Source organism: Anaeromassilibacillus sp. SJQ-1 (assembly GCF_046693725.1).
GTDB lineage: Bacteria > Bacillota > Clostridia > Oscillospirales > Acutalibacteraceae > Anaeromassilibacillus.
In genome coordinates, this window is sequence record NZ_JBKEIV010000022.1 from 135,452 (window position 1) to 155,639 (window position 20,188).

16 protein-coding genes and 4 pseudogenes are annotated in these 20,188 nt (G+C 48.5%); 2 read left to right on the forward strand and 18 right to left on the reverse strand.

The genetic code is table 11. The features are described from left to right. Positions 1-25: 25 nt before the first annotated feature. The 10 genes and pseudogenes from ACGCCZ_RS06420 to ACGCCZ_RS06465 form a co-directional block, all read right to left on the reverse strand. Positions 26-250, reverse strand: coding sequence for a hypothetical protein (locus tag ACGCCZ_RS06420; protein WP_411655593.1), 225 nt, complete (start codon positions 248-250; stop codon positions 26-28). A 285-nt stretch (positions 251-535) separates the two neighbouring features. After that, complete coding sequence (locus tag ACGCCZ_RS06425; protein ID WP_411655594.1) at positions 536-1,555, reverse strand: hypothetical protein; 1,020 nt, start codon at positions 1,553-1,555, stop codon at positions 536-538. Then, positions 1,552-2,229, reverse strand: coding sequence for a hypothetical protein (locus ACGCCZ_RS06430; protein WP_411655595.1), 678 nt, complete (start codon positions 2,227-2,229; stop codon positions 1,552-1,554). Before ACGCCZ_RS06430 ends, ACGCCZ_RS06425 begins: the two co-directional genes overlap by 4 nt. A gap of 21 nt (positions 2,230-2,250) precedes the next feature. Beyond that, positions 2,251-2,526 (reverse strand): hypothetical protein, encoded by a 276-nt coding sequence (locus ACGCCZ_RS06435; RefSeq protein ID WP_411655596.1) that lies wholly within the window; start codon positions 2,524-2,526, stop codon positions 2,251-2,253. After that, positions 2,504-2,959, reverse strand: coding sequence for an NPCBM/NEW2 domain-containing protein (locus tag ACGCCZ_RS06440; RefSeq protein WP_411655597.1), 456 nt, complete (start codon positions 2,957-2,959; stop codon positions 2,504-2,506). Before ACGCCZ_RS06440 ends, ACGCCZ_RS06435 begins: the two co-directional genes overlap by 23 nt. Positions 2,960-2,967: 8 nt before the next feature. Further along, the gene (locus tag ACGCCZ_RS06445; protein WP_411655612.1) at positions 2,968-4,017 is read right to left on the reverse strand and encodes a hypothetical protein; all 1,050 of its coding nucleotides are present in this window, start codon (positions 4,015-4,017) and stop codon (positions 2,968-2,970) included. A gap of 105 nt (positions 4,018-4,122) precedes the next feature. Continuing rightward, positions 4,123-5,666 (reverse strand): annotated as a pseudogene (locus ACGCCZ_RS06450) (glycoside hydrolase family 2 TIM barrel-domain containing protein); the annotation flags it as partial. After that, complete coding sequence (locus tag ACGCCZ_RS06455; protein ID WP_411655598.1) at positions 5,633-7,219, reverse strand: sugar-binding domain-containing protein; 1,587 nt, start codon at positions 7,217-7,219, stop codon at positions 5,633-5,635. The gene ACGCCZ_RS06455 and the pseudogene ACGCCZ_RS06450, both read right to left, overlap by 34 nt. A 980-nt stretch (positions 7,220-8,199) precedes the next feature. Beyond that, complete coding sequence (locus ACGCCZ_RS06460) at positions 8,200-8,664, reverse strand: helix-turn-helix domain-containing protein (protein WP_054324882.1); 465 nt, start codon at positions 8,662-8,664, stop codon at positions 8,200-8,202. Continuing rightward, a complete protein-coding gene (locus tag ACGCCZ_RS06465; RefSeq protein ID WP_085533444.1) occupies positions 8,652-9,104 on the reverse strand; it encodes a C-GCAxxG-C-C family protein in 453 nt (150 codons plus the stop codon). Before ACGCCZ_RS06465 ends, ACGCCZ_RS06460 begins: the two co-directional genes overlap by 13 nt. Positions 9,105-10,327: 1,223 nt before the next feature. On the opposite strand from ACGCCZ_RS06465, the pseudogene ACGCCZ_RS06470 reads away from it, so the two are divergent. Both ACGCCZ_RS06470 and ACGCCZ_RS06475 read left to right on the forward strand, forming a co-directional pair. Continuing rightward, positions 10,328-11,644, forward strand: a pseudogene (locus ACGCCZ_RS06470) (putative DNA modification/repair radical SAM protein). 3 nt (positions 11,645-11,647) lie between these two features. Beyond that, positions 11,648-12,451, forward strand: a complete 804-nt coding sequence (locus ACGCCZ_RS06475; RefSeq protein WP_411655599.1) for a TIGR03915 family putative DNA repair protein — start codon at positions 11,648-11,650, stop codon at positions 12,449-12,451. A gap of 735 nt (positions 12,452-13,186) precedes the next feature. Here ACGCCZ_RS06475 and ACGCCZ_RS06480 read toward each other — a convergent pair. From ACGCCZ_RS06480 to ACGCCZ_RS06515, 8 genes and pseudogenes are all read right to left on the reverse strand, one after another. Continuing rightward, positions 13,187-13,519, reverse strand: coding sequence for a hypothetical protein (locus tag ACGCCZ_RS06480; RefSeq protein WP_411655600.1), 333 nt, complete (start codon positions 13,517-13,519; stop codon positions 13,187-13,189). Then, entirely contained in the window at positions 13,495-13,836 is a 342-nt protein-coding gene (locus ACGCCZ_RS06485) for a hypothetical protein (protein WP_411655601.1), read from the reverse strand. Before ACGCCZ_RS06485 ends, ACGCCZ_RS06480 begins: the two co-directional genes overlap by 25 nt. A gap of 448 nt (positions 13,837-14,284) precedes the next feature. Beyond that, a pseudogene (gene tnpA, locus ACGCCZ_RS06490) lies at positions 14,285-14,744 on the reverse strand (IS200/IS605 family transposase). Positions 14,745-14,932: 188 nt separating this feature from the next. After that, the gene (locus tag ACGCCZ_RS06495) at positions 14,933-15,604 is read right to left on the reverse strand and encodes a V-type ATP synthase subunit D (protein WP_054324052.1); all 672 of its coding nucleotides are present in this window, start codon (positions 15,602-15,604) and stop codon (positions 14,933-14,935) included. A 36-nt stretch (positions 15,605-15,640) separates the two neighbouring features. Continuing rightward, entirely contained in the window at positions 15,641-17,038 is a 1,398-nt protein-coding gene (locus ACGCCZ_RS06500; protein ID WP_085533457.1) for a V-type ATP synthase subunit B, read from the reverse strand. After that, positions 17,039-18,807: pseudogene (locus tag ACGCCZ_RS06505) on the reverse strand (V-type ATP synthase subunit A). Between the two features lie 77 nt (positions 18,808-18,884). Continuing rightward, positions 18,885-19,202 (reverse strand): V-type ATP synthase subunit F, encoded by a 318-nt coding sequence (locus ACGCCZ_RS06510; RefSeq protein ID WP_054324051.1) that lies wholly within the window; start codon positions 19,200-19,202, stop codon positions 18,885-18,887. Between the two features lie 11 nt (positions 19,203-19,213). Further along, a complete protein-coding gene (locus tag ACGCCZ_RS06515) occupies positions 19,214-20,188 on the reverse strand; it encodes a V0D/AC39 family V-type ATPase subunit (RefSeq protein ID WP_411655602.1) in 975 nt (324 codons plus the stop codon).

Sequence of the window (20,188 nt, forward strand, 5' to 3'; positions counted from 1 at the left end):
ACGGCCTGTTCTGCGGTTTCTGCAATCAGTTCCGGGTCTTTTGCCGAAATGTCAGCGAATTCGACATAGATGTTTTCCTCTTTCCCGCATCCAATGCACCACGTTTAAATGTAGACCAGAAATGTTCATTGGAATTCTGTGTAATCAGCTGCACATGCGCCCGTGGCTCTGTCAAGACCGCGGAACCTTCCGGAGCGTATTCTCCGGAAAAATAGGTATATCCCACCATAGCGAACAATAAAACAAACACTACGCTTAAAACTGCAAAGAAATACTTCATGTTTTCTCCCCAATCCACCATTCGAATCTTTCAATAATTCTTTACAAAAAACAAAATATTTTGTCTTTTTTGCTACCTTCGTTTTATTATAGATAGTTTTTTTAAGCGAATCAATACAATAACACAAGAAAATAATGCCAAGTCTTGACTTTTTCTATAAAAAAGGCCCCCAGTCCTAACGAACTGGGGGCCCTCCTTGCAATTCCGTTTTGAAGAATAGAGAAAATCACTCCATTCTTCCTTTATTTGTTACGATTATCCAATCGTAACGGTGCAATGTTTCACAGCGTTCTGACCCGACAGAGTCGTGTACACGCCCGTACTCTGACCCGGTGTACCAATTGCATATACTCTGTAGTAGTAGTCATTGCCGACCTTTGCTACAAACTGCGTCTTGAGCACATTGCCATTTCCAACTGTGAAGCTCGGCGCCTGATTGTTGCCATTGACTACGGTCATTTTGAAGCAGTATGCGCTGCCTCTCTTCATGGTGAAGTTCACCGTCGTATCCGATACGACCGATGCTGCATTTGCCACTGTAGATGCACCGTTCATCACGGCCACTGCTGTTCCTTCTCCAGACGTATTGCCTACAGGCTTTCTGTTGGAAGAAGAACCGGACCCGGACGAGCTGGAACCCTTCGAATCCGTCTTCAGATTCTTCTCTGCAAGTTCGAGATTCTCAATCAATTCCTTTGCACGCTTTTCTGTGAGGTTCGGATCAGCCAAACCGTCATTCGCAGCATTCAACGCCTTTCTGAACGCATTTGCGGAAGCTGCCGTGTACTTGTTAAGGTTCTTATTGCTGAGTTCATTTACGAGTTCTTCCAGAGCACCTCTGTTCGGAACCAGGCGCATAACTGCCAGAGCAGAAGTCAAATTCGAGGTTACTTCCTCAACCTCCTCCTGCAAAGCTTCCTCATCATTGTACACTTTAAGCGCTGCATCATATGCACGCTGTAATGCGTCCTTTTCTTCCTGGCTGTTGCTGTAATCACCGAGGTTATCCAGAACCTTCTTTGCTTCTGTCAAGGCAAGGTTCAGCTGGTCCTTATCAGAAACAAACTGCAAGTCCTTAATCGCTTGATCGAGCGCATTATATGCCTCTGTGATTTCATCCTGCATTGCATCCACATCGTCGTTCACTTTTTGCGCCGCAGTCAGAGCCTTCTCAAAGGCATCCCATGTGCTGCTGGTAAAGCCGTCTTTCTGAAGATTTTCTACACTCTTAATCAGAGCATCCAGAGTACGTCTTGTCGCCCTTGCTGAAGTCAATCACATGGATAATATCGAGCAAGTCGGACCATGCCTGATTGATTTCTTCCTGTGTTGCGGAATAATCTTCCTGTACGGCAACAGCTGTATCCAAGCGAACCCGGAAACTTCTCCTTCACTTCCTCCAAGCGGTCCTCATCTTCCAGGACGCCGTCTTCTACGAGGCCTTTTGCATAATCAATGATGCTATCCAGAATGGTACGATCGGTGACCGTGAATTGGAGATCAACTTCCTCATTCTCTTCTTCTACGTTCAGGATATACGTATATTCTGTGCCGCCGGTAAAGGTTTCATCCACTTCGCCATTAATGGTTACGGACTGGATCACACGTCCCTCAACTGCGGGCTTAAAGACCATCTCCACCTGGGAACCGGCTTCTGCATCGCTGTGATATGAACCAATCAGGTCAGCCAGCTTTTGCTCTTCGCCGTCGATGGTCAGCTTCACAGTTCCACCGTTATAGTTGACCGTCGCTCCGGACGGAGTCGGAACCGGCGTGTCATCCGAAACGATGACCTCAATCGTGGGCTGTCCAGCATTGTTGGTGACATCTTCCGGAACCTCCATGACGCCATTCAGCGTGTAAGTCCCTGCTACATCGCCATCGTAGTCACCCTGCTCCCAAGTAACAGGCAGGTATGCCAGCTTTCCAGTATCCAAGAGTGTTGCCACAAGCGTCGGGAGTTTCTGCGGTCAGTTCTTCAAAGCTGGTTCCGGTTTCAACCGTAACGCTCTCCGGCTTCTGAATGGATTCGATAACCGGTGCAGCTGTAGAGCAAATAAACTGTGCATCCGCCCAGTCTGCATGGTCGTTGCCATTGCCGCCAGTTCGTCGACATACAAGGTGATGGTACTCCGCATCTGCCGGGATTGGTACATCGACCTCCTGTGCCTCGCTGGTGGACGCATTGCGCCACTTTCGAATGCAAGGTTTGCACTGTCATCGTCAAAGTAAACGCGGAATTCCAAGTTGGCAGTCGTGTTGCCATATCTGTTCGCGGTCCACGCCGACCATTGCCTGGAAGCGCTCATAGCCCTTGCCAGAAATATCAATGACAATGCGGGACGTCGCGTGCGTACCAATGCCCTTTGCAAAGGTCTTCTCTTTGCCGTCCACCGTCAACTTCAACGGATTTCCATCGATAGAGCGGTCGATCTTTGTGGTGCTGTAGCCACACTCGTTGACCATCCACTGCATATCGCCTGCATACGCGCTGGTCGTCTCTGTAAAGTTGATGGTATAGGTCTTGCTTACGCCATATTTGTCGGTCGCAGTGATGACTGCAGTCCCCGGAACGCCGTCTGCCTGCTGGATCTCAACTGTACCGGCATCATCCGAAGTCTTTTCCACTTCTGACCAACGGAACGCCAACAAAGGAACCTTCCAGATAAGACATCTCATAGTCGGTCTTAACCCGGATCAAAGCTTGCCATCTCAACGCCGTTGATAGTGACCTTGTCGATCACATTAAACACAGTGTCAAAGTCTAGTTTGCTTTCTTCCATCTTATCCGTCTGATTGGTGATCGGGATAATACGGAACGAATGCGTAACATTCCGATCGCTTGGTACTTGGAATGCAGGAAGAGCTGTACTGCCGCCGCAGCTGTTGTTGCCGAGGCCTCTCTGCATATAGTCCACGGTCCAAACGATACTTTCGCTCTGTTCAATCTGATAGATGTGTCTGCCAGCGGACGTCGAACTGGTTCCACGGTTGCCAATGCCCATTGCTTCCGGCTGATAACGGGTTGCGCCGGTCTCCATGGTGTCTTCAGCAGCAATCATCAAACCATTGCCGTTTTGTCCGTCAAAGAAGTCCATCTGACATCTGTACGGTTTGCGGAAACTCCTGCGGATGGAGAGTACTTGAATTCCTGGCCATCGACGGTCAGATTCTCGCCGTTCTCGTCGGTATTGGTATACATCGACGAGGGAACCACTGTTGCGGTCACTGTAGTTCTCAACAGGGCCACGGCCATAGTATTCCATGTTCTGCAGATCGGAATTGACTTCCATCTTCATGCCGACTCTCGGCAGGTTGCCGAGGTTTGCATTCGGCAACAGGCTGTTTGTCACAACAATGTCGCCATTGCTGTAGAACTTATAGTCCACCTGGTTTGCCGCATTGATCCCCAAGTCGCCCTTGAGGGAAACCAAAATGACCTTATCCTTTGTCTCTTTTGCGGTCGGAACCGAAACCTCTACCTGTGGATCGGTCATCGTATCAAAGATATTCTTGAGATCTTGTCCCATGCTGCCATCATTGTCGATGGTCGCTCTGTACAGGTTCAGAACCGGACCCTTTTCAATCAGAGTGGTTCCATCAACCGTATAGTTTTCCAGCACGCCGGTGGTCTTGTTCAGGGAGAAGCTGAATTCTTGCCCCTGATCGGTGATGCCGGAAGCAGTCAATACATCCGCGTCATCTTCCAGTCCTTCGATAGAAGTAAACGGATTCATGCCGCTGACGTTGAGCGCTTCTGCCTTCACTGCCGGGTCAAACTCCAGTTCGAACTGCTCGTAAGCCACTTCAAATCCGGCCTCTGCCCATGCGGTGTCTTCTTTCGTCCGGACGCTGAAATTCAGCAGATAATCGGAATTCTCTTCGATGGTATCCGGATCAATCCCGAGATCGATCTGCACCGTTTCCTCTGTCTGCGGAGCTGTGTCAAATCCAACGTGCCGCTGTTGATCACCTGATCATCTTCCTTGAGTTCCCAGGTAATGTCATAATTGTCCAGATTGGTATTGAGGAATTCATTTACAACACGAACCTCGCCATCCTCAATCTTGCCATCGTCATAGAAGCTGACTTCCTGATGGACCTTTTTGACCTCATAAAGCTTTGCACTGGGGGTTCTGTCTGCATAAACAACACCGTTGCCGCAGAACCAGTTATCATTGACTTTGGAATCGATCCAGTCGCCGCCGTAACCCCAGAAGTATCCTTCCTCCGGATAATCCGTGCCGCCGGTAAGCGGAATATCTTCCTCTGCAAAATTGGTTGCAAAGACAACGCTGTCATCCGCCACAGAAATCTCATTTCCTGCATATGCATTTGCAACTTCTTCTGCAGTCAATGCACGATTGTAAACGCGGGCACTGTCGATCAAGCCGTCAAATGCTCTGCTTGTATACTGCGGGTCGTTGCCAATCGCCAAACCATAATCCAAAGAGTTGTCGTACGGCTTCGAAACGTTAACTGTCTTACTTCCAGCCTCTTTGCCATCAATATACATGGTGTAAACGCCATCTGCATTCAGCGTTCCTACCAGATGGTGCCATTCTCCAACATAATTATCCGGCAGGGGCACAGTCAAAGTGCCGGCCGACCAACCGTTGACAAAGAATTCCAGATGGCTGCCGTTTGTAGCGCTATACTTGAGGTTGTAGCTTCCATCGCCCTTGGAAATGATCGCTTGGTCTGCAGAAGGCATGGAGTTTGGTTTTACCCAAGCTTCCAATGTGATGCCTTCGGTGCTGTTTGCATTCAGCTCTTGCTTCGCAGGCATGAAAATTGGAGACTTGGCAGCCAATGTGCCGTTGCGTCCCTCGGCAAATACAGCGTCCATATCGGAAATCTCTGTATTACTCAGTACACCTGTTTTTGAATCCTTCACCTGATGGAAAGTTGTATTCTCTGGGAAGCGAGTCGCAACCGACTGATCCATCCAGTCCCAAATGAATCCGCCCTGCACATTTTCGTTGGAGCGTACTTCTTTCCAATACTCGTCAAAGCTGCCTAATGCGTTGCCCATAGAGTGTGCATACTCGGACGAAATATACGGGAACTTGTTGTTACTATTCTGCGCATAACCAGTCGCACCACCCTGTGCTGGATATTGCACACTATAGATATCTACCAAGCACCGCTGACGATAATCTGTATTCATCGGGTCTTCTGCATTGATATTATATCCCTTATTATCGCGTTCGTACTTTCTGATACGGCTGGGATCGCGCTCCAAAATCCAATCGGAGGAAATGCGGAAACAATAATCTTCACGATCTGTATTCGCACTCGCATAAGTTGCCTCATTGCCCAATGACCAGATGACGACGGACGGATGGTTCTTCAAATTCTCAACCATGGTTTGCGTTCTGTCCATAACACGATACCATTAAACTCCGGATTTGCAGACGGAAGGTCGCTGTGGGATTCGATATTCGCCTCTGCACAGATATACAGACCCAATTCATCTGCCAACTCATAGGTGAGTTTGTTCTCCGGATAGTGGGACGTACGGATTGCATTGACGTTGAACTGCTTCATCATCTTCAGATCAGTGACAATCTCGTCCTTTTCAAGGGCGCGCCCCTTCATGAGGTCGGTTTCATGGCGATTAACGCCACGGAAAACAATCTTCTCACCGTTGATCTGCATCTGCTGCTGGTTGTCATCGTTGATAATGACCTTATCCACTTCACGGAAGCCGACGCGCTGGCAAGCCGTTTCAATAACGTTGCCTTCGCTGTCCTTCAGTTCGATGAGCAGCTTGTAGAGGTTCGGCGTATCGGCAAACCACTTGTCCGGATTTTCTATCTTCATGCTGCCCGTTGCGCGGGTGCCGGTGGTGTCGATCCTCTCCTCAAAGTCTTCCGGAGCAGCCTCTACGCCATTCACCGGAATTTCCATGGATTCAATCTTCTGATCATCCATGTCATAAAGGGTGGCTGTAACATTATAATCGCCAGAGATGGACGGGTCCAGGCTTCTGACGTCTACATCCAGAGCCAGCGTCGCGTCCGAATTGACTGCATCCTCTTTGTCGTCCAATGTGGTATGTACGAAGAAGTCGCGCAACTCAACATTGGCCTTCGAATAGATGGAAACATCGCGGAAGATGCCGCTCAAACGGATAAAGTCCTGGTTCTCTAGGAAACTTCCATCGGACCAACGGAAAACTTTCACCGCCAAAGTGTTGGGGGTTCCATCCGTATGGAGATACGGTGTGATGTTAAAATCGTGTGCGGTATAGCTGTCTTCTGAATAGCCCACTTCGTGACCATTTACATAGACATAATATGCAGACTCCACACCTTCAAAGGTGATAAAGGTCTGGCGTCCATCAAAACTATCCGGCGTCTCAAAGGTAGTACGATAGTAGCCAACCGGGTTATAAACCGTAGCTGCATATCCGTTCGCCGAATCGTTTCTGTTTTCAAAGTTCTGCCACGGATAGGACTGATTGGTGTAAATTGGGGAGTCATATTTGAAATCTCCGCGCTCATCGCGATAGGTCTGCCAGCTCTGCGGAACGTATTCCTTATTGAACGCTGCCTGATCCTCTGCGCTGAGTGTCTCTGCCAGCCAAGTCTTGTCCTTTTCCTTCGCTTCTGCCGGGGTAGTTACCAGGGCAAAATCCCACTCTTTCCCCGAAAGTTTCTGGTAATATGCAGAAGGCTCGTCCTCATCCAAAGCGGATGCTTCATTTTCCAAAGCCTTGCTTGCACTTTCATAGGGGATAAACAATGCATGACCGGGCTTACGGTTGACTTCATAAGTCTGTAATTGGTCATACCACTCTTCCCCTTGGAATTCTGGATTCACTGGAACGGCGGAACCGATGGTACTCATTCCGCTGAATGTTGAGCAAACCAACGCAAACGCCAGAACAAACGACGCTGTTCGTTTGATTTGCTTTCCTCTTTCTTTCTTCATTAGGTCCTCCTTCTCAAAACATACTCATTTTTTCTCTCCAAAAGTGCAATCCGAGCAGGAAACAACCAACCGGAAGCACTCAAAATCATATAGGTATCAGGCTCCTTTCCATTTTAAAATAAAAAATCTGTGCGTAATTTGCACAAATTTTGTCACAAAAAAGAAGCGTTTCTTTTGCCTTAGATAAATCATCTAATTTCAGCTAACGCTTACGAACTATATTATATAATCTATTTACAAAGAAAGCAACACCTTATGTAAAAATTTTCCTAAAAAAATAATTTTAACCTTTTATCTGTGTGATAAAGTGCTAAATCAATACAATCTTGCTGCAATTGTTCGATTGTTTACAATTTATTGTTGAATTCGTGTTTTGAAAGGCTTAAACTGATTCTAAAGAACTCCCTTTCAGAAAGGAATGTTTCATTTTTGGATTGGCTACGAAGATTTATGATGGGACGATATGGTCCGGATCAACTGGGTTTTGCCTTGATGATCATCTATTTGATCCTGATCTTCTTATCTCCGCTTACCGGATTCTGGTTACTGCGATTGGTGGCCCTGGCATTGTTAGCGTGGTGTTTCTTTCGAATGTTGTCTCGCAATACGTCCAAACGTTATGCGGAGAATCTAAAATTTCTGGCTTTGTGGAACCCAATTAAAAGCCAGTTTCAGAAGTTCCAGGCACGGTTTAAAGACTCCAAAACTCATCGCTACTACAAATGCCCCAACTGTAAAAGTACCCTACGAGTCCCGCGCGGGAGGGGCAAAATCCAGATCACTTGTCCTGTGTGCCATACCGAGTTTATTAAAAAGACATAATGAAGAGAGTATCCTTCAGCCAAGCTACGACTGAAGGATACTCTTGTTTTTTAGAAACCCAGATATTTTCCCAAACAGAAAGAGGACGCCTCTTTCCTATGAATCGAACAATTCATAGTTTAGGGACATCCTCTTCGGAATATCGTCTTTACAGACCCTTAAATCAGGTCCAGTATGTCACACTGTAATATGTCGGCAATGCGCTTCCATGTGCGGACATCCGGCTCTACCTCACAATGCTCCCATTGATACAACAGCGCCTGCGAAATTTCCAAACGGTCGGCTAATTCTGCACGAGTCAAATTTGCAAGCTCCCTTTGACGGATTAGTTTCTTGTCACGTTCTACTAGAATTGCCAGTTTTTTCGCTTCATCGATTAAAAGAGGACAACCATTATGTCCTTGTAAGCCGCAGGGATTTCCATCCGGATTTAAAATCATCGGCACCCCGTCCTGTGCACTCAATACATATCCCTTTGGCAATTGGTAGTCCCTTCCTCCGTCGTCTTCTCCTTTCATCGTAGGGTCTTGCTCATCCCATGGTACTAGGGAAAAGGTTTCACCCAGCAATTCTTCATAAGGCGCGTCGTAACAGTTGATCCGATAAAGTGTTACCGTATCCATGTACAACCCTCCAAAATTTCCGCCGCACAAGCTGCTAATTCGGCACAGGGGCGTTTTTGATAGTAATCTTTTGTACGCGCGCTTGGAATAGGGCTATTATCCGCGTCTTTCACTCCTGCTAATAGCTCCGCGCAGACAATAGACCCGTTCTCTTTGCGAAACTGCTCTGCTATTCGTTGAATCTCCTGGTAGAGTTCCTTCTTCTCCACGGTTGCCTTTGGATCGGAATAACCGAGTTTTGCGCTCGCTACAAATACCATCCCAGAAACCGTTCCACACACCTGACGCAAGCGGCCCATCCCTCCGCCAAAGCCCGACACAAGCTGAACCGCCATATCAAAATCTAAGCCGAGCTCCTCTGCAAAAGCGCCAACAACTGCTTGTGCGCAATTGTATCCCTGTAAGAATAGAGCTTTGGCCTTTTCTCCTTTTTCGCTCATTTTCATTCTCCTTTATAGACTTGGGGAGTCCCCCAATTTTTACTTCTTATAAATCTTCAAAACTTATCGAACTCTTTTATAACAGTCAATTTTATCATTTATCATCTAGGGCGTGAAGTTATTATAACATCCATCCTCAGATCGTTGTTTTCCTTTTCCTTATGAGCCAATGTTTATCTACCGGCTGATGTTTCAATTTTCTCCCAGCCGTCGGAAATCTTCGATTTCCGCTTACGGCGTGAGGTTATTATAACATCCATCCTCAGATCGTTGCTTTCCTTTTCCTCTTGAGCCGATGTTCCCTATCGGCTGATGTTTCAATGTTCTCTCAGCCGTCGAAAATCTTTGATTTCCGCTTACGGCGTGAGGTTATTATAACATCCATCCTCAGATCGTTGCTTTCCTTTTCCTTATGAGCCAATGTTCCCTACCGGCTGATGTTTCAATGTTCTCTCAGCCGTCGGAAATCTTCGATTTCCGCTTACGGCGTGAGGTTATTATAACATCCATTCTCAGATCGTTGCTTTCCTTTTCCTTATGAGCCAATGTTCCCTACCGGCTGATGTTTCAATGTTCTCTCAGCCGTCGGAAATCTTCGATTTCCGCTTACGGCGTGAGGTTATTATAACATCCATTCTCAGATCGTTGCTTTCCTTTTCCTTATGAGCCAATGTTCCCTACCGGCTGATGTTTCAATGTTCTCTCAGCCGTCGGAAATCTTCGATTTCCGCTTACGGCGTGAGGTTATTATAACATCCATTCTCAGATCGTTGCTTTCCTTTTCCTTATGAGCCAATGTTCCCTACCGGCTGATGTTTCAATGTTCTCTCAGCCGTCGGAAATCTTCGATTTCCGCTTACGGCGTGAGGTTATTATAACATCCATTCTCAGATCGTTGCTTTCCTTTTCCTTATGAGCCAATGTTCCCTACCGGCTGATGTTTCAATGTTCTCTCAGCCGTCGGAAATCTTCGATTTCCGCTTACGGCGTGAGGTTATTATAACATCCATTCTCAGATCGTTGCTTTCCTTTTCCTTATGAGCCAATGTTCCCTACCGGCTGATGTTTCAATGTTCTCTCAGCCGTCGGAAATCTTCGATTTCCGCTTACGGCGTGAGGTTATTATAACGCAAATTCACAATGGTTGCAATTTCCACTTGACTTCTTCGAAAAAACGTTCTATACTATCATATGCGAACATTTGTTTATTTCGAGGTACTCTTATGACGACCATGGAAAAATTGACCATTCTTACAGATGCTGCTAAATACGACGTAGCCTGCACTTCCAGCGGAATCGATCGCCGCGGAAAAACCGGACAACTAGGCAGTGCGGTTAAAATGGGCATATGCCACAGTTTTGCGTCGGATGGCCGATGCATTTCTCTTTAAAAGTACTCATGACCAATGCCTGTATTTACGACTGTCAATACTGTGTAAACCGCCGTTCCAACGATACGGCACGGGCGGCATTCACCCCACGCGAACTTGCCGATTTGACCATTGGATTTTACCGACGCAACTATATTGAAGGGCTTTTTCTAAGTTCTGCCGTTATCAAAAGTCCGGACTATACCTGTGAACTCCTCATCGAGACATTGCGCATCCTCCGAACAGAGTATGGTTTTCGCGGATATATCCATGTAAAAGCAATTCCCGGGGCCGACGAGAATTTGCTGACACGTTTAGGGATGCTTACCGACCGCATGAGCGTTAATATCGAGCTTCCATCCGAACGAAGCCTCAAACTTCTTGCTCCAGACAAGACAAAACATTCCATTTTAAAACCAATGGGGCTAATTGCAAATCGAATTCAAGAAGCCCATCACGACCTTGTCCGGTATCGAAACACGCCCAAATTCGCTCCGCCGGACAGAGTACCCAAATGATTATCGGCGCTACGCCGGACTCAGATTGGGACATTCTCCGCTTGACAGAAGGCCTCTACAAAAAGTATGGCCTACGCCGGGTATTCTACTCTGCCTATATGCCGGTTTCAGAAAATACGCTGCTCCCCCAAAGGGGACAAAGCCTCCTCTTTTACGTGAACACCGGCTCTATCAAGCGGACTGGTTGCTCCGCTATTATGGATTTGCTGCCGACGAATTGCTCGATGAACGCCACCCCAGCTTTCATCCTCTTGTGGACCCCAAATGCGGCTGGGCAGTCAATCATATGGAACAATTTCCCGTCGAAATCAACACAGCCCCCTATGAAATGCTTTTGCGAGTACCGGGGATTGGTGTGCGCTGCGCCCAACGCATCCGTGCTGTACGCCGGTGTCATTCCCTTGACTTTGACGGTCTGAAAAAGATTGGCGTTGTTTTGAAACGTGCGCAGTACTTTATCACCTGCTCTGGAAAGATACGGGAAGGCCTGCGTTTTACTCCTGAGAGTATTTTACGCGCTTTGATCTCCGAAGAAAAGCAAAAGTTCGTTGTTTCAGACATTCCAGAACAGCTATCCTTTTTTAGCACGCCCCCTGTTCCGAATTCAAGTGACACGACCAACTTTCCGGAACTCGCTCAAAAGGAGGCTTAATTTATGGTAGCCTATCGCTATGACGGCAGCTTTGAAGGTTTTCTATGTTGTATCTTTGAAAGCTATACCAAGCGTGAAGTTCCCGCACAGATTTTCTCTGATGAAGAAGCACAAGTATCACTCTACCCGGAAAAGTGGATTGAAACCGATTCCGGCCACGCGGAGCGAGTTTATGTTTCCCTATCCCGCAAAATCTCCCCGCAAGCCCGCGAATGGATTGAAGTGGGGTTTCTCTCCTGTCTACCGAAACGGGAACTCATACTTTACCGGTTCATCCGTATGGGTTATTCATATGGTGCACAGGTAACCAATTGGCTTGCCGACGACACGGTAAATACTCTGAATAAAGCAGTTTTTGCAGCCAGTCATGAAGCTCATCTCCTGACGGGATTTCTTCGTTTTTCTGAACAAAACGGTACTCTCGCCGCAATCATTACTCCGAAAAACCGGGTACTCCCCCTGATTTTGGAACACTTCAGCAGCCGTTTCAATGGAGAAACATTTCTTATTTATGATAAAACACACCATATGGCCCTCGTTCACCAACCGGGCCAGGACGCTATTATTCCTCTCGAAAACTTTACTTTGGAGCATCCAAATAAGACAGAACAACAATTTCGTGCACTTTGGAAACGATTTTATCACACCATCGGCATCGAAGGGCGTTTCAATCCAAAATGCCGTATGACCCATATGCCAAAGCGATATTGGGAAAACATGACTGAATTTCTTGATTCCGCTCTTCCAGGCAATGAAGTACCTGCCACAGAGATTTCTTCCCCAATGTCGCGAAAATATCTGGAATAGACCTTTTCCCCAAGCAGTCCCATTTACTATTGGTTGAACTATTTCCTCTTTCATTCTTCTATCTTTCGCAGGACCCCATTGTCACCCGCTATTCTTAAAAGTTACAAAACCATCGGCCGCCTCATGAGCCAAGCTTATGAGGCGGCCGATTTTATACAACCCTTATTGAGATAGGCTATTTTTGTGTGAAAAGGAAATTATCCCCTTCCTCTGAAAGGCTTCGTATAAAACCAATCCAACCACTATAACCGGGAGTTTCTTCCGACCGACATACTGGATGGTGTAGGCCTTTCGACCATTCGGCCTCCCGCCATAGCTGTGCTAAGTGATCAGCCAACCAGCGGTTTCTCTGCTGCATACAACTCCTGTTGTAGTGGGAACGCAGGCAAACACAATCGCCGCAATTTGCCAGAATTCCCAGATGGTGTGCCCATTGGCTTGCGGCTCAGTGGCCCGTCTGCGATTCGCGGGAAAGGATTGCAACCAACATATGGATTTTTCCAAAAAGTCGTGTTATATGCATTCCTTCATCAACACTTTGGTTTTGAAATGACAAGTTTTGATAGCCTATATAAACGCCAATATGTCCTTTTCCCTATTCATCTTCATATTGCGAATAGCAACGTCCAACCACAGGCGTACTCCATCGGAAGTTATATCCGCATAATCAAGAAAAGACTCGCAAACATCGGATCTAGCCATGTACCCTGCCATAAACGGATTTACACCATCCTTTTAAACACCGCTGCTTTCGTTCGAATGATTCGTATCACCAGAAGATTCCATTTCATTCACATAGTCCCTATAAGAAGTGGTACTCAAAACCTCTTTTGTGTCACCATCAATAAAATGAACTACAACATCAATTTTATCGGGCGCTACTCCTGCAAAAGACTGATAATACGCGCCCGTCATATAGAAAGCCAATGCATAGAAGTTATCCCATTGTGTATATTCGTCAGCATTTACCTGTATATTTACTTCGGAATAATCGTCCGTATAGTCGATCGACATAAAGGAGGCTACTGCATTCTCACCCTCTGTCAAGTTCTTAATGGATTCGTCCATACTTTCTTAAGTTCCTCGAGCATTTCTTTATGCTTGGTTTTCGTCATTGTATAGGTGACAGAACCATCCTCATGCACCACACAACCGCTATAGCCGTTTTCTTCGGCTGTCTTTTTGATGTCTTCTTCTGTCATGCTATCAAATAAAGCGGCGGGTAAGGTTACATCAACATTGAACAATCCCTCATCCACCTGAACGCCAGTCGAATTTTCTTCGCCATTGTTTTTGTTAACATCTCCATTCGATGCGTCTTGGCCACAAGCTGCCAAAGATAGTAATAGAACAAGTGACAGCAGTAAGGCAAAAAATTTTTTCATTTTCCTTTCCTCTCCTTATCCAAAACATAGCTATACAGTAAACCGCCCATTGTCCATAGAATTCAAACAATATACAAGTTTGCACACCATTTTCCGATTCATGGATGGGAACTTTGGGGCGGATTTCTGACTAGAATCAATTGAAAATTTCTTTTAATATTGTATAACATTTTCATATGGATTCCAAATCTATAATCATGCTTGTAGCGCTTAATGGATGAAATCATCCCCTGATTCTTCGTTTACTCGAATGTATTCTCAGATTTTTTGCTATATGTGAATTTTTTCAACCATTTCTGTACTAATGCCTTGGACAATCAAAACCGCTCGTAAAGGAGCGGTATGCTCAGATCCCAGAGGGGTCAGCAAGTACTGCCCCCTGGGTACTGAGGGTTTGTGATTGCATCACTGCTACAGGCAGCCGCTAAAAGCGGCTGTTTTCTTTTGCTTACTCTCTCCTGCTATCCGTAAACGGGTCCATGTATCCCTTGCGAGACATCTGGCCGCTTGCCAAATCTTCTTCCAATTGGTTTTGGATATACTCCTGGAGCCTCTTCGTATCCTTTCTTACTATCCACAAAGGGTCCTCGGCACCAGAAATTCCGGCCCTTGTATTTGTACTTTAGGTTTGCATGTCTATCGAAAATCATCAGCGCACTTTTGCTCTTGAGCGTCCCCACGAACTGTGCTATACACATAGCGGATACTCACTCGAAGATGAATGTGATCCGGGCACGCCTCGCCCTCGATGATCTCTACTTTCATCTCCTTACACAGCTTTTTGATGATTTTCATAATATCCCCGCGTAATGCCTTATAAATCATCTCCGGCGGCACTTTGGTGCAAATACCGGGCGGTGTTCGCACCGGTAGCCGGAGTGCGCCGTCTGCTTCCCTTCATGTTTCACTTGCGTAAAACCCTCCTGGCTCTTTCGTGATGCGGTTGCCAAACCATCTCAATTGTAATACGGAGGTTTTTGGCCAAGGCTTTTTATTTCACCCCTTGTAGAACCAGGGGCAAGCCTAATGGCAACAACAAAAGAGGATGCAATACGGCTTCGTATTGCATCCTCTTTTTCTCTGTGATTCATTTCCATCAAGCTGGTTCCGGGATATGCTCGCTGTAATGATGCGCCTCTTCCAGCATCATGTCCTTAACCTTCATCAGGCGAATCTGCGTGCTGCGCTCGTTTTCATCGAGCTTCATGGTGATGTATTTGATATTCGCCTGCATCTGCGGAATCATCACATGTTCCAGTGCGTTGACCCGCCTGCGCGTCTTTTCGATCTCAGCCGCCATCAGCTGACACGACTTCTCAATCTCAGCCAGACGCAGCATGTCCGGCAGGACATCTGCCAAAGACTTCACCGCCGCATCCAAATCGCTGGACGTAAATGCAAAGCCGTAGGAATAAATATCGTTTGCATCCGAAGTGCGGGTCTTATAGGTGAAAACCGGAATGTCCACACTCATCACGTTGCGCGCGCTACACTCCAAAAAGACTTCCTGCTTCGGCGTCATCAACGCCACATCGAGCACTGGGTCCTGCATACCCGCTCGCGCCAGAACAAAATTCTGATTGGCTGCCGCGATACCAGCCTCTACCTTTTCGCGCAGGGCCTTATTCTCCCGAACCAAATCCAAAAATTGGCGCATCAGCTCGTCGCGCTTATCCTTCAGAAGCTTGTGCCCCCGTGTGGCAGTCACAAGTTTTTTCTTCAGGCGCGTCAATTCCATTCGCGTTGGGTTTACATGGGTTGCCGCCAAAGATGTCTCCCCCTTTCCGTGAGGCAACGCAGTGGATTACGCTTCCCGTTCGCGCTGCGCCTTTGCTTTATCGTAATATTCATCCAGGAAGGCATCTTTGATACGCTTCAATTCACTGCGCGGTAGAATGGAGAGCAGTTTCCAACCGATTTCTAACGTCTCTTCAATATCGCGGTTTGCATTGTATCCCTGGGAAACATATTCCCGCTCAAATTCATCTGCAAATTGCGCATACAGCTTATCCATATCCGTCAGAGCTGCCTCGCCGAGAACCGTCATCAATTCCTTGGCTTCCTTACCGCGCGCATAGGCTGCAAAGAGCTGGTTCATCGTATTGGCGTGGTCGGCGCGGGTTTTTCCCTCTCCGATTCCCTTATCCTTCAAACGGGACAGGGAAGGCAGTACATCAATCGGCGGCGTGACGCCCTTGCGGTACAATTCACGGCTTAAAATGATCTGCCCTTCTGTAATATAGCCTGTCAGGTCGGGGATCGGGTGGGTCTTGTCGTCCTCAGGCATGGTCAGAATCGGAATCATTGTGATGCTTCCATTTTTGCCCTTTTGCCGTCCAGCACGCTCATACAGGGACGCAAGGTCCGTATACATATAACCTGGATACCCACGGCGTCCGGGCACCTCTTTGCGTGCAGCGGAGACCTCGCGCAGGGCATCGGCATAGTTCGTGATGTCGGTCAAGATGACCAGTACGTGCATGTTCTTTTCAAAGGCAAGATACTCGGCGGCGGTCAATGCCATACGAGGCGTTGCAATTCGCTCGACCGCTGGATCATTCGCTAAGTTGACGAACATCACCGTACGGTCGATGGCGCCAGTCTCTTTAAAACTCTGAATAAAGAAGTTGGATTCCTCGAATGTGATACCCATGGCGGCAAATACGACCGCAAACGGTTCATTCGTGCCGCGCACCTTTGCCTGGCGGGCAATCTGCGCCGCCAAATTTGCATGCGGTAAGCCGCTGGCGGAAAAGATCGGCAGTTTCTGACCGCGCACCAACGTGTTCAGGCCATCAATTGCAGATATACCCGTTTGGATAAATTCCTGCGGATAATTGCGCGCCGCGGGGTTCATCGGCAATCCATTGATGTCCATACGCTTGTCCGGGAGGATCTCCGGCCCCCCGTCGATCGGACGGCCAAGACCGTCGAACACGCGGCTGAGCATATCCTCTGAGACGCCCAACTCCATGCTGCGCCCCAAAAAGCGCACCTTGCTGTTGCTCAGGTTGATACCGGTGGAGCTCTCAAAAAGCTGAACCAATGCGTTGCCGCCGTCGATCTCCAATACTTTGCAGCGGCGTTTCTCCCCGCTGAACAGCTCGATCTCCCCCAGCTCGTTATAGGTCACGCCTTCCACGCCGCGCACCAACATCAGAGGACCCGCAACTTCCTGTATGGTTCGGTATTCCTTTGGCATTTAGAAGTCCTCCTTTTGCGAAAGCTCTTCAATCTGTTTGGAAAGCGCTTTCAAAATTGCCTCATATTCGGCCCGCATATCCTGTTCCTGGATATACTTGAAACGGCCGATGCGTTCACGCACAGGCAGCTTTACCAAATCATCGATGGACGCCCCCTTGCCCAGGGCCTCCACCGCTTTGTCGTAATAGTCCAATACCAGTTGCATCATCGTGTATTGCTTTTGCAACGGCGTATAGGTGTCCACTTCATGGAAAGCATCCTGATGCAAGAAATCCTCACGAATGGAACGGGATGCTTCGAGTTTCAAGCGGTCCGGCGCCGAAAGGGCATCCATACCGACCAGCTGAACAATCTCGTTCAATTCTGCTTCCTCCTGCAAGAGACGCATCAAACGCGCACGCAGGTTCATCCAATCTGCATTTACGTGTTCATTAAACCATTTCTCCATGGTGTCGACATACAGGGAATAACTGGTCAACCAGTTGACCGCTGGGAAATGACGTTTGTAGGCAAGATCCGAATCCAGGCTCCAAAATACCTTGACGATGCGTAGGGTTGCCTGCGAAACCGGTTCGGAAATATCGCCGCCCGGGGAGAAACAGCGCCAATGACAGACAGCGCGCCTTCACGCCCTTCGCTGCCAATGGTTACCACACGGCCCGCACGCTCGTAGAACTGCGCCAGACGGCTGCCCAAGTACGCGGGATAGCCCTCTTCGCCGGGCATCTCTTCCAGTCGCCCGGACATTTCGCGCAACGCCTCCGCCCAACGGGAGGTCGAGTCCGCCATCAGGGCGACGGAATAGCCCATATCGCGGAAATACTCCGCGATGGTGATCCCCGTATAGATGGACGCTTCACGTGCCGCAACTGGCATGTCGGAGGTATTGGCGATTAAGACAGTGCGCTCCATCAGGGAGAAACCCGTCTTTGGGTCCTTCAATTCCGGGAATTCGTTCAAAACGTCCGTCATCTCGTTGCCGCGTTCGCCGCAACCAATATAGACAACGATATCCGCTTCTGCCCACTTGGCCAGCTGGTGCTGTACGACGGTTTTTCCACTGCCGAACGGTCCCGGAACCGCTGCTACACCACCTTTTGCAATGGGAAACAGCGTATCGATGACACGCTGCCCTGTGACAAGCGGCATATCCGGGGACAACTTCTGCTTGTATGGCCTGCCGACACGCACCGGCCATTTTTGCAGCAAGGTCAGATTCTGGCTGGAACCGTTTGGCGTATCCACCACCGCAACGGTCTCGTCGATGTTATAATCGCCCTCCTTGATCGAGCGCAATGTCCCCATCAATCCGTTGGGCACCAGAATTTTGTGGACCACAATCGGCGTCTCCTGGACTGTACCGATGATATCGCCGCCCGTGACGGAATCGCCCGCCTTTTTCAGCGGCTGAAAATGCCATTTTTTCTGATGATCCAGCGCGGGGATTTCCACACCGCGCTGCAGATTGTTGCCTGAGACCTTCATGATCTCCTCCAGCGGACGCTGGATTCCATCGAAGATGCTTCCGATCAGGCCGGGACCTAACTCCACGGAGAGAGGCGCGCCGGTGGATTCCACCGGTTCGCCCGGGCCAAGTCCGGAGGTCTCCTCGTAGACCTGGACGGAAGCCTGGTCGCCGTGAATCTCGATGATCTCGCCGATCAGGCGTTGTTCGCTGACGCGCACCACGTCAAACATGTTCGCGTCTCGCATTCCTTCAGCGATGACCAGCGGGCCGGCAACCTTTTTTATGGTTCCTTTGCTCATTGTTCTGATCGTTCCTTTCTGCGGGAAAGCACTGCTGCGCCCTCCCAGAGTTCCGGAAATCTATCCGATTCATAAAATTAATTATTAAAGATAATGTCGGAGCCGACCGCCTGTTCCACACTCTTCTTCACTGCAGCGACACCCTTTCCGGTATTGCCAGACGCTCCCGGAATCAAAATAATTGCGGGCAGCATCTGCTCCCGGTAACGGTCAATCTCTGCCTCAAGGGTCTCTGCCAGCGCCTCGGTGATATAGACCACCGCGTATTCCTGCTCCGCCAATCCCCGCAGCTTCCGGGCCGCTTCGATTGGGTCGGTCACGGGATAGGTGTCCAGCCCCAAGGCCGCAAAGCCATAGATGCTGTCCCGATCTCCCATCACTGCAATTTTATACATGGCACTCCCCCCTAAACATTGCGGTACATTTCCCGCATACGATCGCGCACCGCTTCTTCCCGCAGATGGTTCCATTTTCCGGAAAGAATGATGCGCACTGTTTTTACCTCGTTCTCCCTCGCCAGGATATACGCGGCCAGCGGTCCAATGGTAAAGGGGTTGTACTGTTGTGGACGAATATCCCGTATAATCAGGTTGTCACACCAGCGCTCAAACGCAGAAGGCGATTCTTGCAGCACCGGCACCGCATCCGCATAGGCCGTCCTTTGCAGATAGCTGTAGACCGCATCTTGCCCCTCGAGGGAAGCTTTCGCAAGCTGCTCAACATCGAGGGAATCGCAAGGGGCCAACGCGCGCTTGAGAAAATCCAAGGACTTTCCGGTTTTTTGTGCGCGAACCGCAATTTTGATGTCTGCAGCGGCTACGGTTAGCTCCGCATATTCCCGAATGATCGGGTGATCCGCTGCTTTTCCAGCTGCATAGATTGCATCCAAGGCCGCGCGATCGACTATGACGTCGCAAAGCTGGCCGTCACGTGTATGCAACAAGAGATCAAACGCCTCTTTTGCAGGGGCCCGCATTGCCTCTGGTAACAGGGAATAATCCTGTTCGCGAAGCGCCTTCAGCATGGTTTCCGGCTGTACAGTCCCATGTGAGAAAAATGCCTCGCGCCGTTCTGTATCCAGATACACCATTTTGATCGCGGCCTTTAGATTGTGGTAGTCGTTTGCATAGAGGAACACGTCAAAGACCGATACATCGTCCACCAATTCCTCCATCAGGGCCCAGGTTTTTTCCTGTTCCCCTTTGAGGATTTGTTCCGCGTCCGTTGCCGTCCCGTCTCCCCAACCTTTTTCTGACAAAAGCTGGATGCATTCTGCATAGCTTTTCGCTGCCAGCAACTGTTCCAGGAAAGCACTTTTCAAAAGGCTGAGCTCTTTCGTGCGGATGCGGGCGACTGCATAGGTGTATTGTTTTTCCGCCAT